Annotated in this window: 14 protein-coding genes; 9 read left to right on the top strand and 5 right to left on the bottom strand. The window is 69.6% G+C overall.

What is annotated here, in order from left to right; translation table 11 throughout:
* A partial coding sequence (locus ABZ260_RS30905; protein WP_355624875.1) for a sensor domain-containing protein occupies positions 1-488 on the bottom strand: 488 nt, incomplete at its 3' end.
* Between the two features lie 155 nt (positions 489-643).
* Here ABZ260_RS30905 and ABZ260_RS30900 point away from each other — a divergent pair.
* From ABZ260_RS30900 to ABZ260_RS30890, 3 genes are all read left to right on the top strand, one after another.
* Complete coding sequence (locus ABZ260_RS30900; protein ID WP_355624873.1) at positions 644-1540, top strand: ABC transporter ATP-binding protein; 897 nt, start codon at positions 644-646, stop codon at positions 1538-1540.
* On the top strand, positions 1540-2274 hold the full coding sequence (locus ABZ260_RS30895; protein WP_355624871.1) for an ABC transporter permease: 735 nt from the start codon (positions 1540-1542) through the stop codon (positions 2272-2274). Before ABZ260_RS30900 ends, ABZ260_RS30895 begins: the two co-directional genes overlap by 1 nt.
* Before the next feature lie 138 nt (positions 2275-2412).
* On the top strand, positions 2413-3150 hold the full coding sequence (locus ABZ260_RS30890; RefSeq protein WP_355624869.1) for a phosphodiesterase: 738 nt from the start codon (positions 2413-2415) through the stop codon (positions 3148-3150).
* Between the two features lie 112 nt (positions 3151-3262).
* On the opposite strand, the gene ABZ260_RS30885 is transcribed toward ABZ260_RS30890, so the two are convergent.
* A complete protein-coding gene (locus ABZ260_RS30885) occupies positions 3263-3706 on the bottom strand; it encodes a helix-turn-helix domain-containing protein (protein WP_355624867.1) in 444 nt (147 codons plus the stop codon).
* A 95-nt stretch (positions 3707-3801) separates the two neighbouring features.
* Between ABZ260_RS30885 and ABZ260_RS30880 the strand changes: the two genes are divergently transcribed.
* Positions 3802-4734, top strand: coding sequence for an NADP-dependent oxidoreductase (locus tag ABZ260_RS30880; RefSeq protein ID WP_355624865.1), 933 nt, complete (start codon positions 3802-3804; stop codon positions 4732-4734).
* A gap of 145 nt (positions 4735-4879) precedes the next feature.
* On the top strand, positions 4880-5158 hold the full coding sequence (locus ABZ260_RS30875; protein WP_355624863.1) for a hypothetical protein: 279 nt from the start codon (positions 4880-4882) through the stop codon (positions 5156-5158).
* A gap of 263 nt (positions 5159-5421) precedes the next feature.
* On the opposite strand, the gene ABZ260_RS30870 is transcribed toward ABZ260_RS30875, so the two are convergent.
* Positions 5422-5787: a DUF5335 family protein gene (locus tag ABZ260_RS30870; protein WP_355624861.1), complete on the bottom strand. Its 366-nt coding sequence runs from the start codon at positions 5785-5787 to the stop codon at positions 5422-5424.
* Positions 5788-6125: 338 nt separating this feature from the next.
* On the opposite strand from ABZ260_RS30870, the gene ABZ260_RS30865 reads away from it, so the two are divergent.
* Positions 6126-7403, top strand: a complete 1278-nt coding sequence (locus ABZ260_RS30865; RefSeq protein WP_355624859.1) for a histidine kinase — start codon at positions 6126-6128, stop codon at positions 7401-7403.
* Between the two features lie 103 nt (positions 7404-7506).
* On the top strand, positions 7507-8172 hold the full coding sequence (locus ABZ260_RS30860) for a response regulator transcription factor (RefSeq protein WP_355624857.1): 666 nt from the start codon (positions 7507-7509) through the stop codon (positions 8170-8172).
* A gap of 194 nt (positions 8173-8366) precedes the next feature.
* Here ABZ260_RS30860 and ABZ260_RS30855 read toward each other — a convergent pair whose 3' ends face one another.
* Together ABZ260_RS30855 and dnaB are read right to left on the bottom strand one after the other, a co-directional pair.
* Complete coding sequence (locus tag ABZ260_RS30855) at positions 8367-9572, bottom strand: hypothetical protein (RefSeq protein WP_355624855.1); 1206 nt, start codon at positions 9570-9572, stop codon at positions 8367-8369.
* Between the two features lie 353 nt (positions 9573-9925).
* Positions 9926-11281 carry a replicative DNA helicase gene (gene dnaB, locus ABZ260_RS30850; RefSeq protein ID WP_030919742.1) on the bottom strand — a complete coding sequence of 452 codons (1356 nt, stop codon included), beginning with the start codon at positions 11279-11281 and terminating at the stop codon, positions 9926-9928.
* 338 nt (positions 11282-11619) lie between these two features.
* Between dnaB and ABZ260_RS30845 the strand changes: the two genes are divergently transcribed.
* Positions 11620-12939 (top strand): MATE family efflux transporter, encoded by a 1320-nt coding sequence (locus ABZ260_RS30845; RefSeq protein WP_355624853.1) that lies wholly within the window; start codon positions 11620-11622, stop codon positions 12937-12939.
* 226 nt (positions 12940-13165) lie between these two features.
* Positions 13166-14770: an amino acid permease gene (locus tag ABZ260_RS30840; protein ID WP_355624851.1), complete on the top strand. Its 1605-nt coding sequence runs from the start codon at positions 13166-13168 to the stop codon at positions 14768-14770.
* Positions 14771-14782 lie beyond the last annotated feature (12 nt).

The following is a 14782-nucleotide window of genomic DNA, read 5'->3' as shown; positions in this document are numbered from 1 at the left end:
CCCCCCAGGAGCGGGGGCACCGCCGCCGGCACCGCGGACCGCGACGCCAGGACTGCGCCTGTGGCCAGGATGACGGGGAGCAGCAACAGAGCGGCCGCGACCACCGGGTTGAGGAACAGCCAGAGCCCGTCCCGCCAGGTGGCCGGGTCGCCGAACATCCACTTCCAGCGGTTGTTCCAGTCGGGCCAGCGCGGCGTCTTGTAGAGCTGGCGCTCGTGGCGGTACCACCCATCGTGCTGGGGTCGCGTCGGCAGCGGCGGCGGTAGGTAGGGAACCGGCACCGCGGTCCCGAGCCAGGTGCCGGTCAACCTCCTGGCGAACGCCGTACGGTACCTGATCAGCCGGGCCGTCGGGGGGAACACAAAGATCATCCCCAACCCGAACGTCAGCAGGAACGCGAACAGGGTCAGTGCCACCAGGGCGATGTCCACCAGTGCCATCGCCCCCAGGGCCAGTGCCTTGCCGACCGCCACCGCGTACGTCTTCATGTGTCAAGTCTCGATGATGTCTCCGGATGTGCCCAGTGGTGGCGGACGCCGTCCGGGGGTGGAGGTAGCCACACCCCTGCCGGGTGCCTGGCCCGCCCCCACCTGGGGGCCAGGTGGATTCTCCCCGCGCGGCGCGACTCCTAGCGTCGGTTGGCATGAAGGTCATCGAGGTCAGCAACCTCCGCAAGCAGTACCGAGACCGGCTGGTGGTGGACGACGTCTCGTTCACCGTCGAAGAGGGCGAGATCTTCGGCGTTCTCGGCCCCAACGGTGCCGGCAAGACGACCACCGTGGAGTGCGTCGCCACCCTGCGCGTCCCCGACTCCGGGACCGTCAGCGTGCTCGGCGGCCTCACCGGCACCGAGCTCAGGGAACAGCTGGGCGTCCAGCTGCAGAGTTCCACGCTGCCGGGGAAGCTCAAAGTGTGGGAGGCGCTCGACCTGTACGCGTCCTTCTACCGGACCCCCGCGAACTGGGTCGAGCTGCTGGAACGGGTCGGGCTCGCCGACAAGCACGACACCCCCTACGGGAAGCTCTCCGGCGGCCAGCAGCAGCGGCTCTCGATCGCGCTGGCCCTGGTCGGCAACCCGCGCGTGGCGATCCTGGACGAGCTGACCACGGGCCTGGACCCGCAGGCCCGCAGGGACACCTGGGAGCTCATCGAGCGGGTGCGCGATGACGGTGTGACGATCCTGCTGGTCACCCACTTCATGGAGGAGGCCGAGCGGCTCTGTGACCGGCTCGCGCTGATCGACTCCGGCCGGCTGGTCGCGCTGGACAGTCCGTCGGGCCTGATCGCCAAGGTCGGCGGGCAGCAGACCGTCAGGTTCCGGCCCTCCCAGCCGTTCGACGACTCGGTGCTCAAGGCACTGCCCGAGGTCACCGAGATAAGGCGGAGCGGCGGGCAGATCACGGTCACCGGTACCGGTGACCTGCTGCTCGCGATCACGACCGCCCTGTCCGCCGCCCATGTCGTTCCCGCCGACCTGCGCGTGGAGCAGGCCAATCTCGACGACGCCTTCCTGGGCCTCACCGGAAAGAAGCTTTCCTGATGAACAAGATGATCCTGACCGAGCTCAAGCTCTTCCTGCGGGACCCCGCCGGCCCGATCTTCGCGATACTGCTCCCCCTCGTGCTCCTGCTCGGGCTGGGCAGCACCGCCGGACTTCAGGAGACCCCTCCCGAGATGGGCGGGGAGCGGATCATCGACACTCACTTTCCCACCATGATGGTGATCCTGGCCGTGGTGACGATGGCACTGACCACCCTGCCGGCGGCGCTGGTGAGCTACCGGGAGAGCGGCGTGCTGCGCCGGATGTCCACCACCCCGGTCAGCCCGGTCCGGTTGCTGGTCGCCCAGGTCGTGAACAACCTCGCGGTGGCGATCATCGCCACCGTCCTCCTGATCGGCCTCGGCGGCCTCGTCCTCGGCCTGACCCCGCCCAGGAACCTCCTGGCCTTCGCCGGGGTGTTCGTGCTCGGCACGGCCTCGATGTTCGGCCTGGGGCTGCTGATCTCCGCTTTGGCGCCCAGCGCGAAGTCCGCGCCGGGCATCGGCTCGCTGCTGATGTTCCCGCTGCTGTTCATGTCCGGGATGTGGGTTCCCAGGGAGTTCATGCCGGACCTGGTGCGGCAGATCGGCGACTTCCTGCCGATGGCGCCGTTCGCCACGGCGCTCCGCGACACGTGGGCGGGGCACGCGCCACAGCCGCTGCACCTGGTGGTGGTGGCGGTGACCCTGCTGGTCACGGGTGGACTGGCCACCCGGCTGTTCCGGTGGGAGTAGCGGACAGGGTGTGATCACGATCCGCTGTGGCCCGTCCCTCGCGAGGGGCAGGGACGGGCCACGGCTTGTTTCCGCCTTCTTTCCCGGGAGGAGTTCGACGTACTGGGCGGCGGGAAGCTGATATGTCACTCTTGAGTGATGCTGATCCTGGCGCACGTAAGTGACGTCCACATCGACGGTTCCCCCCGCAGCATCGACAGGACCCGATCCGTCATGCGGCACCTGGAGAACCTTTCCGGCCCGCTGGACGCGGTCGTGGTGACCGGCGACATCGCCGACAACGGCCTGATCCAGGAGTACGAGATCGCGCGCGAGCTGCTGACCACACGCCATCCGACGATCATCTGCCCAGGCAACCACGATGCCCGTTCGGCGTTCCGCAAGGTCATGCTCGACGAGGACGGCGACGGGCCGGTCAACCAGGTTCTCCGGCTCGACGGGCTCACCGTCGCGCTGTGCGACTCCAGCGTCCCCGGCCGGCCGGAGGGTTTCCTGGAGGACGAGACGACCGCCTGGCTGCGGGACGTGCTCGCCGAGAGCCCGGACACCCCGGCCATCATCGGCATGCACCACCCGCCGGTGTCGCTGGGCATCCCGTACGTGGACGCGATCCGGCTACGGAACCCGGAGCGGCTGGAGGAGATCGTGCGGCGGTACCCGCAGGTGGCGGCCGTCATCGTCGGCCACGCCCACACCGCGGCGAGCACCACCTTCGCCGGCCTGCCGCTCTCGGTCGCTCCCGGCGTCGTCTCGACGCTGCTGCTCAACCAGGAACTCGACATCCCGGTCCCGGTCGACTATGACCTGCCGCCGCAGATCGCCATCCACGTCTTCGACGGCGGCCGCCTCGTCACCCACGTCCGCCCGGTCCTCTGACCTCACCTCGGCCCGAGTTCCAGGAGGGTGCCGGCATCGCCATGGCCACCGCACCGCTCTCCGCGACGCTTGCCCCGGTCACGCGGGACACGGCCGCGACCACGGCGGACGCCTACTTCGCGGCCACCCGGTTACCGCTCGGTTCCGCCCGTACGGGCCTGGGTTCCTCACCCGTGCGGAGGTCGTAGGCGTCGCGGGCGGCCATGATCTCGGGCACGTGCTCCTCGGACCAGCTCTTGATGCCCTCCATCAGCGTGACCACGCTGTGGCCCAGCGCGCTGAGCTCGTACTCCACCCGGGGCGGGATCGTCGGGTAGACCGTGCGGATCACCATCCCGTCGCGTTCCATGTTCCGCAACGACTGGGTGAGGCTCTTCTGGGTGATCCCGTCGAGCCTGCGGCGCAGCACACCAAACCGGACCGGGCCGTCCCGCAGGGCGTCCACCAGCAGGCAGGTCCACTTGTTGGCAATCGCCTCCAGCACCTTCCGCGAGCCGCACTCCCGGAGGTAAGCGTCGACGGCGCCACGTTCTCGCAGGCCAGAAATAGTTTCCACAAGGTACCTATATATCTCAAAGGTGCCTTCTTACCAAGAGATACCGGCATCGCGGACGATTGATCTCGACGAACTTCCCCGCAGAGGAGATCACGATGCGTGCCATCACCCAGTCCGCCTTCGGTGACCCGTCCGTACTCGGCACCGCCCAGGTCGACCGGCCTGAACCGGATCACGGGCAGGTCCTGATCAGGGTCGGGGCCGCCGGGGTCAATCCGGTCGACGGGGCCGTCCGCTCCGGCGCCTACCCGCTGCTCGGCTCGCCGCCCTTCGTTCTCGGCTGGGACGTCGCGGGCACCGTCGAGTCCATCGGACCCGGCGTGTCCGCGTTCGCCCCCGGTGACGAGGTGCTTGGCCTGCTCGCCTTCCCCGATGCCGGCAACGCCTACGCCGACTACGTGCTCGCCTCGCCCAACGAGATCGTCCACAGACCGGCCACCCTGTCCGTGGAGGAGGCGGGCGGACTCCCGCTGGCCGGCCTGACCGCCTGGCAGGCACTGGTCGGCATCGCCCGCCTCGGTGAGGGGGAGCGGGTGCTCGTCCACGCCGCCGCCGGAGGGGTCGGCCATCTCGCCGTCCAGATCGCCGCGTCTCGGGGGGCGCACGTCACCGGTACCGCTCGGACCGCCAAGCACGACCTCCTGCGCGAGCTCGGCGCGGACACGCTGATCGACCACACCGTCGCCGACTTCGTCACCGAGACCGAGCCGGTGGACGTGGTGTTCGACCTGGTGGGCGGCGATTACGGAGAGCGTTCCGCCGCCGTGCTCAAGCCCGGCGGCGTGCTCGTCGGCGCGGTCGGGGGCAACCTGGGCATCACCGGGGAACGCGCGGCCGAGCTGGGGGTGCGGCTCGCGGTGGTGAACGTGCGTCCTTCGGCGGCCGACCTGTCGCGACTGGTGGCCCTGGCGGAGTCGGGCCGGCTCAGGGTCCACGTGGACCAGGCGCTGCCGCTGACCGAGGTGGCCAAGGCGCACGAGCTCCTGTCGACCCGCCGCACCACCGGAAAGATCGTCCTGATCCCCTGATCCCCGTGATGGTCCGGTCATGGGCACCAGGCCGAGGTCGCCGAGACGGTGTGTCGGCCTCTTCCCGAAAGGGATGCCACAACGATGCGTTCGCTGCCCTTTCCTCCTGTACCGGCGAGTTCGTGGAGGTAGTTGGATAGTGGCCATGACGCCGCACCCGGATCTCCTGCGAGTGCTCGGCGAGGTGCGCGTGCTCCTCGCCCAGCCCGACAACGACTTCGCCTGGTCCTCCTGGAAGAACGCGGACGCGGCTCTGGCGGAGATCGACGCCGCGATCGCCCGGATCGGCGCGGACGGCCGGCTCCCGCCCGGGCTCGTGACACTGTTCGCACCGACCGGGCAGATCCAGGAGGTCGCGAACTCCAGCGGCTGGGACGACGCGTTTCTCGTGCTGGCCGACCGCTTCGATGCCGCGCTGGAGTAGGGCATCGACACGGCCGGCCCCTGCGGACTCGGTATCGTCCTTGCCGCGGACATGGGGCCGGGCGACGGGGGTGAGGTCTTTTCACAGCTTGACGGCGATCGCCTCCGCACCGTGCCGGATCCGGACGTGCCCGTCGCAGTCCCTCGACACAAGCCGCTGACCTGCACTTTCTCTCGTTTGTGGCCGGTGACGGGTTTCCTGGCGCTACCCCGAGTGGTTCTCCGAAAGCTGGCGGTCGTCTCCCGGGCGCGGGGAGTACGTGGCTACGCCGAGGAGATCGAGGTCAGGTAGAGGGTCACGATCGTCTGACCCCCCTCGGCGTCGAAGACGTCGAACGCTCGCACCGTGCCCTGCTGCAGGGTGTCGGTCAGGATCCTCTGCGGGTGGTCGACGGCATGGCGCAGCACCACCGGGTAGCGCCCGTCACGGCCGCCCACTCCGATCGAGAACTGATCGTCCTTGGGGTCGTACTCCAGGTAGGCCAGCGGTAGCTTCTCGACCCCCAGCAGGTCCCCGAAGTCCTTGCTCATCACTTCGATCGTCACCTCGGCGCCCTCGTAGTTGCGCGTCATGGTGTCGAAGAACTCACGCCACTCCTCACGCACGAGTTCCGACCGCTGCTGGTTCATGTGATGGCTCCCTCCCGCTCAAAGCCCGTAGGCTGCGTGGTCCCCATCCTTGGCGATCCCGAGACCATGCCACATCACCCGATCGAGTAGGAATCCCCCGTCGGAGCAGCGGCATCCCGAACGCCATACGGCCGCGGCTCCCGGCCTTGACCGCGCCGCCGTACCGGGAGACACCGGTCTTGACCGCACCCCGTAGCAGCGCCGGCGGCCACGGTGCCGCTCACACGCTCTCATCTGTGAGACTCCCGAACTTGACTGTCCTGCCCTTGGTCGCCTGGGGCGTGGAGGGCTGCGGGAGAATGGCGGGCGTGAGGGTTGGCGCCGTTGTGAGGCCGCTGGTGAGTGCGGCGACCTATCGGCAGGGGGTCCACCTGCTGCTCGGCGGGGTGCTGCTGCTGCCGTACGTCCTGGTGGCGGTCCTGTTCGCGCAGATGTTCACCATGCCGGACGCGCCTTACGGGCTGCTGCTGCTCGTGCTCGCCCTCGCGATCGTGATCGGCGCGGTGCCCCCGTTCCTGCGTGGGACGAGGGCACTGGAGATCGCGGCCGCGCGTGCCCTGCTCGGCGTCGCGCTTCCGGATCCGACCGGGACGGCGGAGTCCGGACGGGAGGCGTGGGAGACCCGCCTGCGGGCGGCCCTGTGGTTCGCCGTTCACCTGGTCGCGGGCGGGGTCGTCGCGCTGCTGATCCTCATTCCCCTGGTGATGGGCGTGACGTTCGTCGTCCAGTGGTTCGGCATCACGGGAGGCGCGCTGGACGGGCTGCGGATCGGGCCGCTGGACGAGCACGACACCGGGTGGCTGTCGCTGCTCGGCGTGGCCACGCTCGCCGGGGTCCTGTACGCCGTGGCGGGGCTCGGGGCGCTGGCGGCCGTCATGGCACCGGTGCTGCTCGGACCCTCGCCGGCCGAACGCATCGCGGCGCTGGAGGCGCGGGCGGCCCGCCTCGCCGAACGCAACCGGCTGGCCCGCGAGCTGCACGACTCCATCGGGCACGCGCTGACCGTGACGATGCTGCAGGCGTCCGCCACGCTGCACCTCCTGGACACCGACCTGGAGTTCGCCCGCCGCGCGCTCCAGGCGATCGAGGAGACCGGGCGAGCCGCGACGGAAGACCTCGACCGGGTGCTCGGCATGCTGCGCGAAGACGAGCGGGCCGACGAGCTGGGCCGGCAGCGAGCCGCTCGGGGGGCCGACGAGCGAGCCGGTGCGCGGGTCGGCGGGGCGCCGCACGGGCTGGGTGACCTGGACAGGCTGGTGGCGCATTCGCGCGGAACCGGCGTCGAGGTGGGCACCGAGATCGAGGGCTCGGTGGACGACCTGCCCGCCCTGGTGTCCCGGGAGGGATACCGCATCATCCAGGAGAGCCTGACGAACGTGCTCCGGCACGCGGGACCGGTTCCGGTCGCGCTGCGCGTCGCCGTGACCGGGCCCACGCTGACGATCGAGGTGTCCAATCCCGTAGCCGCCTCCCGTCCACGGCGCGAGGGCGGGCGCGGGCTGGAGGGCATACGCGAACGCGTCACGCTGCTCGGCGGCACGATGACGGCAGGCCTGGACGGCGCCCACTGGCGCGTCTCGGTTCGACTGCCGGCACTGGAGGGAGAGGCATCGTGACGCCCCCCAGCGGGAGACGAGCTCGCGACGAGGGTTCCGGTACGGGCGCGCGTATCGTGACGGCGGTCCGGGTATGGTCACTGCTTGCGGAGAGGGAGGGGCCGTGACGATTCGGGTGGCGATCGTCGACGACGAGGAGCTGATCCGGGTGGGGCTCCGGGTGATCATCGACGCGCAGTCCGATCTGGAGGTCGTCGGGGAGGCCGCCGACGGTGCCGAGGTGATGGCGATGGTGGCGCGCACCCGGCCCGACGTGCTCCTCATGGACGTGCGGATGCCCGCGATCGACGGCATCGAGGCGACGCGCCGGCTGCTCGGCGCGTCGAGCGAGCCGCCACGCGTGCTGGTGATCACGACCTTCGAGAACGACGACCACGTGTACGAGGCGCTGCGCGCGGGCGCCGCCGGGTTCATCCTCAAGCGCACCCGGCCGCCGGAGGTCGTGGAGGCGGTGCGGGTGGTGGCACGCGGGGAGTCCCTGGTGTTCCCGGCGGCGATCCGGCGCCTGGCCGGCGCGTACGGCCTCGGCGGGATCGACGGGTCGGCCGCCGACCGGCTCCGCCGTGCCCGCCTGACCGAGCGCGAGGGGGAGGTCCTGCGCCTGATGGCCACCGGCCTGTCCAACGCCGAGATCGCCGCGCGGCTGGTGGTGGGGGCCGAGACGGTCAAGACCCACGTCGGCAACGTGCTCGCCAAGCTCGGAGCCCGCGACCGGACCCAGGCCGTGATCGCCGCCTACGAGTCCGGTTTCGTCAGCCCGGTCGGCTGACCGTCACTCCGGGCCTTCCCGCCCTCCGGAACCTGCCCACTGTCCCGGGACGGCCGGCCGTTCGGGACGTGCCTGCCACTCCGTGCTTCCGGGAGTGCTCCTGGGCGCCCGGCCCCGTGGGGTGCCCAGGAGCAGGACGGTGGCGGCCGGCCCGGCGTCAGGCGGGGACGGACCGCATGGTCGGCATGGCCCGCTCAGCCCTGCCTTCCGCAGGTGTCGCAGGCGCCGCGCCGCCGCACCTGGTACCCGTAGGTGGCGACCGCGAGCGCGACACCCCATAGCGGCCACAGCGCGTGCGTGGCGACCAGGACCGGGCTGTAGCCCGTGAGATGCCCGCTCTCGGGGGAGAAGGTCATCCCGAGGCCCCCGGAGATCACGATGGGGACCACGTACGCCGCCGGGATCACCGCGAGCCTGATCGGGACGCGGCGGCCGGCCAGGCCGATCATCCAACGAGGGAAGACCTCGCCCCAGCGCTGGATGAGCCCGAGGGTGAGGATCGCGCCGGCGACCGCGAACGTCCCGAGACCGGCGCCGGCCCACACCGCGCCACTGTCCCACAGGTCGCGCAGCATCTCGTCGCTGATGCCGAGCGGTACGCCCGCCAGCCAGGCGTAGCGGCTCACGGAGTAGAGCAGGGGGATGACGACGGCGACGATGGTGGCCCGGCGGCCCCACGCGGCGATCCGCAAGCGGTCTGCGCCCGAGAAGTCGCGGCCGCGGCCGCAACGGGCGCAAGCGCCCCGGCTGCGGCGCTGCCAGGAGAGCACGGTGCAGGCGGCGAGGAATCCACCCAGCATGCACCACACCTGGTTGCCCAGCGACCAGGTGAACACGGTCCCGTAGTCGATCCCCCGCGGCCAGCCGAAGGGGGCGCCGAGAATGAGCATGGGCGCGTACCCGGTGAGGGCGAGGACGTTCACGGTCGGTACGAGGATCAGCAGGGCGGCGGCGACGGTCCAGCCGAAGCCGAGCAGAAGGGCCCGGCCCGCCCGCGACGGCCGCACCGCGTGCGAACCGGCCATGGCGAGGCAGGCGACCGCGGTGGCGAGCAGGACCACCGCGAAGAGGGGCGCGCCGACCTCGGGCGGCAGGTCCCGCAGTGGCCCCGCCCGGCCTTGCGGGTCGTTGCGCCCGAACGGGAATCCGCTGCCGGTGATGGTCCAGATGAGCGCGACGACACCGTAGACGGCGGCCCAGATCGCCGCGGCGTAGCCAATCCATCCCGAACCGGTGCCCGGTGATCCGGCGATGGCCGATGTCTCGGCAGTGGGGGCGGGTGTGGTGGTGGCGGAGGGCGGCTCAGGGATGGACGCGGGCACGGTGGCGGCCTGGTGCCGCGTCGGCGTCGCAGGGTCCCCGGCGGGCCGGCCATCCGGGGTGAAGGGTGAGGATGACAAGGTGCCCTCTTGGTGAGAAGTGCGTGGAATCTCGCACTCCCATGCTCGTCCCGGCCGTGCCCGGACGACTCCCCCCGCGATGGGAACCCGGTCCCCCATACGGGGGATCCGCAGCCCCGCGAGCACACACCACTCGCGCCGGTACGGCCGAGTTGCGACCAGTCCGATGTGACAGTCGGCCATCCCCATGGCGGGCTCGCGCGCTCGGAGTGGCTGGGCCGGGAGCGGACGGTGTCTGCTTCCCGGAGACGAGACGACGGACTCCATACCGTCTCAGCATGGTGGCCAACTGGCCGGACAGTGGCCTTGGCCAATGAGAACTGGCCAAGAGCGGTGAGATCCTACAGGTCCGCCTAGTGGGGGGCCATGTCGACGAAGCGGCTGTAGTGGCCCTGAAAGGCCACGGTGACCGTGGCGGTGGGGCCGTTACGGTGCTTGGCCACGATCAGGTCGGCCTCACCGGCCCTGGGCGACTCTCGCTCGTAGGCGTCCTCCCGGTGGAGCAGGATGACCATGTCGGCATCTTGCTCGATGCTTCCGGATTCGCGAAGGTCGCTGACCATGGGCCTTTTGTCGGTTCGCTGCTCGGGGCCACGGTTGAGCTGGGAGATCGCGATCACCGGGACCTCCAGCTCCTTGGCGAGCAGCTTGATGGCCCGGGAGATCTCCGAGACCTCGTTCTGGCGGCTCTCGGTCTTCTTCGGCGAGGACATCAGCTGCAGGTAGTCGATGATGACGAACCGCAGGTCGTTGCGTTGCTTGAGACGGCGGCACTTGGCCCTGATCTCCATCATCGACATGTTGGGCGAGTCGTCGATGAACAGCGGCGCCTCGGCCACCTCGCCCATCCGCCGGGCCAGCTTGGCCCAGTCGTCGTCGGTCATCGTGCCCGAGCGCATGGCGTGCAGTGCCACCCGTGCCTCGGCCGACAGCAGGCGCATCGTGATCTCGTTACGGGACATTTCCAGCGAGAACACCACAGTCGTCATGCCGTGCTTGATAGCGGCAGATCTGGCGAAATCTAGCCCCAAAGTCGACTTACCGATGGCCGGACGGGCGGCCACGACGATCATCTGGCCGGGATGCAGGCCGTTGGTGAGCGAGTCGAGGTCCTGGAATCCGGTGGGGACACCGACCATCTGGCCACCCCGGCCCCCGATGGCCTCCAGCTCGTCGAGGGCACCCGGCATGATGTCGGCCAGAGGGATGTAGTCCTCGGAGGTGCGGCGCTCGGTGACCTTGTAGATCTCCGCCTGGGCGCGGTCGACGAGGTCGTCGACCTCCTCGTCCTGGCCACCGTAGCCGTAGGAGACGATGCGGGTGCCCGCCTCGATCAGGCGGCGGAGGATGGCCTGCTCCCGGACGATCCTCGCGTAGTAACCGGCGTTGGCCGCGGTCGGCACGACGGCGGTCAACGTGTGCAGGTAGGCTCCGCCGCCGACCCGGGCGACCTCGCCTCGCTTCTGCAGCTCATCGAAGATGGTGACGGCGTCGGCGGGGTCACCCCGGCCGTAGAGGTCGGTGATGATGTCGTAGATGATCTGGTGGGCGGGCCGGTAGAAGTCATCGGATCGCAGGATCTCGACCACGTCGGCGATGGCGTCCTTGGAGAGCAGCATGCCACCCAGGACGGACTGCTCGGCCTCGATGTTGTTCGGCGGGGTGCGCTCGAAACCTGGCTCGAAGACCGGTGGCTCTGCGATGCTCACCGAACACCCCCTCTTTCGAACACAGTTACGTTATCTCTATTTTTAGCCGACCGGTGTGACAGTTTCGCGGCTCGGCGCCCCGACTGGCAACGCGGGCTGTCGACAGAGGTGTGGATAAGCTGTGCACTTCTTCCCCAGAGGTGTGGGCAGCCTGGGGACAGTTCTGTGGATAACTGTTGTCCACAGCTGTGGATACCTTTCTGACCAGGAGAAATGTAATCCACCGCCTGTGGAGAAAAGAAAGTTGGGGCGACACGCCGGGAGTCGCCTTAGATGTCATGAGCCGACCGGTTCATCCTGCTGAAGATCCATCGGGAGGTAAGAGGCACAATGGACCTGTGACTCTTACGCCTCGATCCGGCCGCTCCGGTCGCGACCATGACAGGCAGATCCTGCGGCTGGCACTGCCCTCGTTCGGCGCCCTGGTGGCCGAGCCGCTCTTCCTGCTGACGGACACCGTCATCGTCAGCCGCCTGCCCGCCCCCGCGCTCGGCGCCCTGGGGGTGGCGAGCACGGTGCTGAGCTTCCTGGTGGGGATGTGCGTGTTCCTGGCCTATGGCACGACAGCGGCGGTGGCCAGGCAGATCGGGGCGGGCGAGACCGGGCGGGCACTGCGGCAGGCGGTGGACGGCCTCTGGCTGGCCGTCGGGGTGGGATTGGCGATCATCGTGGTCGTCTGGCCCTTGGCCCCCTGGCTGATCCACCTGATCGGCGCCGAGGGAGAGCTCGCCCGGCAGGCGGTCACCTACCTGCGGATCAGCCTGCTCGGCGTTCCCGCCATGCTGGTGGTGCTCGCGGGCACGGGCGTGCTGCGCGGCATGCAGGACGCCTCGACTCCGCTGCTGGTGTCGGTGGGATCCTTCGCGTTGAACGCGGTGCTCAACGTCGTGTTCGTCCTGGGACTGGGCTGGGGGATCGCCGGCTCGGCCTGGGGCACGGTGCTGGCCCAGGCGCTCGCCGCCGCCGTCTACCTCGTCCTGATCTTCGCCCGTTACCGTGCGCCGTTCCGCCCGGACCCGGCGGGCGTGCGGGCGGCGGGCTCGGCCGGGATCGCCCTGATCATCCGTACGGCGTGCCTGCAGACGGTGCTGGCCGTCTCCGCCACGGTGGCCACCCGGATGGGAACGGACCAGATCGAGGCATACACCGTCGCCATCAGGATCTGGATCCTGATGGCGTTCGCCCTGGACGCGATCGCGATCGCCGGACAGGCGATCACCGGTCGCGCCCTGGGTGCCGGCGACGTGGCGGGAACTCGCGCGGCGACCTGGAGGATGGTGATCTGGGGAGTCGGCTCCGGCGTGCTGCTCGGCCTCGCCGTGCTGGTGGCCAGACCGTTCATCCCCGGTCTGTTCGACGCGAGCCCGGCCGTCGCCGCGGAGCTGCTCGACCTGCTCTGGGTGGTGGCCGCCCTGCAGCCGATCGCCGGGGTGGTGTTCGTGCTGGACGGTGTGTTGATCGGTGCCGGGGACCAGCGCTACCTCGCCTGGGCGGGGGGGTGGACGACGATCGCCTACCTGCCCGCCGCGTTACTGGTGGACCTCTGGGGCGGTGGCCTGGTGACGCTCTGGCTGGCGTTCGGGCTGTGGATGACCGCCCGGCTGATCACCCTTTCGACGCGCGCGTACGGCCCGGCGTGGCTGGTGGTCGGCGGCTGAGCGGGCGGGTAATCCGGGCGTGACATGGTGGTGTCCACGACGTGACCGGATAGCACTTGTCCCAGGTGACCCCCCTGCGGCACTGTGAAACAAGTCCGACAATAAGGGTATTTAGCCCACCACGATTGGCCAGGTCGTGCCCGAAGGTCCTCCCCCGTCGATCGTGCGCCGCATGCCTCCGAGCCATGCCACAGACCGGTGGACCGGTGCGCGCCACGGCCTGCCCATGGCCTATCGCAGAGCCGACCTCGTCGTCCTCGGTATCGGCGTCATGATCGGTGCGGGCATCTTCAGCCTCGCCGGCCGCCAGGCGGCGACCATGGCCGGGCCCGGCGTGATCCTCTCCTTCATGATCGCGGGAATCACCAGCCTGCTGGTGGCCTTCTGCGTCGCCGAACTGTCCTCCGCCATGCCTGCCTCGGGAAGCGCCTACACCTTCAGCTACGTCATCTTCGGCGAGGTCTGGGCCTGGGTGGTGGGCTGGGCTCTGGTCATGGAACTCCTGCTGGCCGCGGCGACGGTGGCCCGTGCGTGGTCGCTCTACGCCGCCCAGATGCTCACCGACTTCGGGGTACGCCTTCCCGACGCGGTCGCGGGGATGGTCGGCCGGCACACGGGTTTCGATCTTTTCACGCTGTTCATCCTGGTGATCCTGACGGCCGTGGTGGCCCTGGGCGCCCGCATCGGACTGCGCGCCCTGTGGATCATCGTGATCGCCAAGCTGCTGGCCATCGGCGCGGTCATCGTGGTCGGCGCCCTCCACTTCGACCGGCGCAACCTAGCGGCCATCCCGGTGCCGGCGGTGCCCGCGGAGAAGGCCGAGGAGGCCCTGCACTCCCCGCTGATCGGCATCGTCTTCGGCCAGACGGGCGCCTTCGGCTGGTTCGGCATCTTCGCGGCCTCGGCGGTCATCACCTTCGCGTACATCGGCTTCGACGTCGTGGCCACCGCCGCCGAGGAGGCCGAGGACGCCCCGCGCTCGATCCCGCAGGGCATCATCCGCGCGCTGGTGATCACCACGGTCATCTACATCGCGGTCGCGCTGGTGATGGTCGGGATGACCCCGTACGACAAGATCGACACCGCCGCGCCACTCGCCAACGCCTTCCGCGACGCCGGCGAGGGCTTCATGGTGCACGTCATCAACATCGGAGCGGTGCTCGGCCTCACCACGGTCGTCCTGGTGCTGCTCGTCGGCCTGACCCGCGTGCTGTTCTCCATGGCTCGCGACGGGTTGATCCCCCGCTCGCTCTCCAAGATCAACCGTAGCTACCACAGCCCGACGAGGGCCACGCTGGTCATCGGATTCCTGGCGATCCTGCTGGCCGAGTTCGTGGACGTGTTCACGCTCGAACCGCTGGTCGTGATCGGTGCCCTGTTCGTGTTCATCTCCGTGGCCGGCGGAGTGATCAGGATGCGGCAGACGATGCCGGACCTGCCCAGGGGCTTTCGCACCCCGCTCTCCCCCGGCGTGCCGATCGCCTCGATCGCCGCCTGCCTGTGGCTCATGGTGAACCTCCAGCTCATCACCTGGCTGTACTTCATCATCTGGATGGCCTTCGGCGTGCTGGTCTACCTGGTGTACGGCAGGCGCAACAGCGTGCTCGCCAGGATGGCGCAGTCCGTCCCCGAGGCTCCCGCCCCCTCCGCGGGGCCGCGAACCCACCTTCAGGACCGAGCTCATGACGATTGTTCTTCCGTTCGGGTCAGCGACAGCGGGCGGCAGAAGACGTTGCGGTGGGTGTCGACGCCGAGTTCATCGCCGAGATCATCCACACCGTCGCCAGACGACAACGATGGATCGACCCCGGTATCGCCGCCCTCGCCATGACCGACGACTGCC

Source organism: Streptosporangium sp. NPDC006013, assembly GCF_040614275.1.
Taxonomy (GTDB): Bacteria; Actinomycetota; Actinomycetes; order Streptosporangiales; family Streptosporangiaceae; genus Streptosporangium.
The sequence above is the reverse complement of the archived record's forward strand: the minus strand, read 5'-3'. Positions and strand labels throughout refer to the sequence as shown.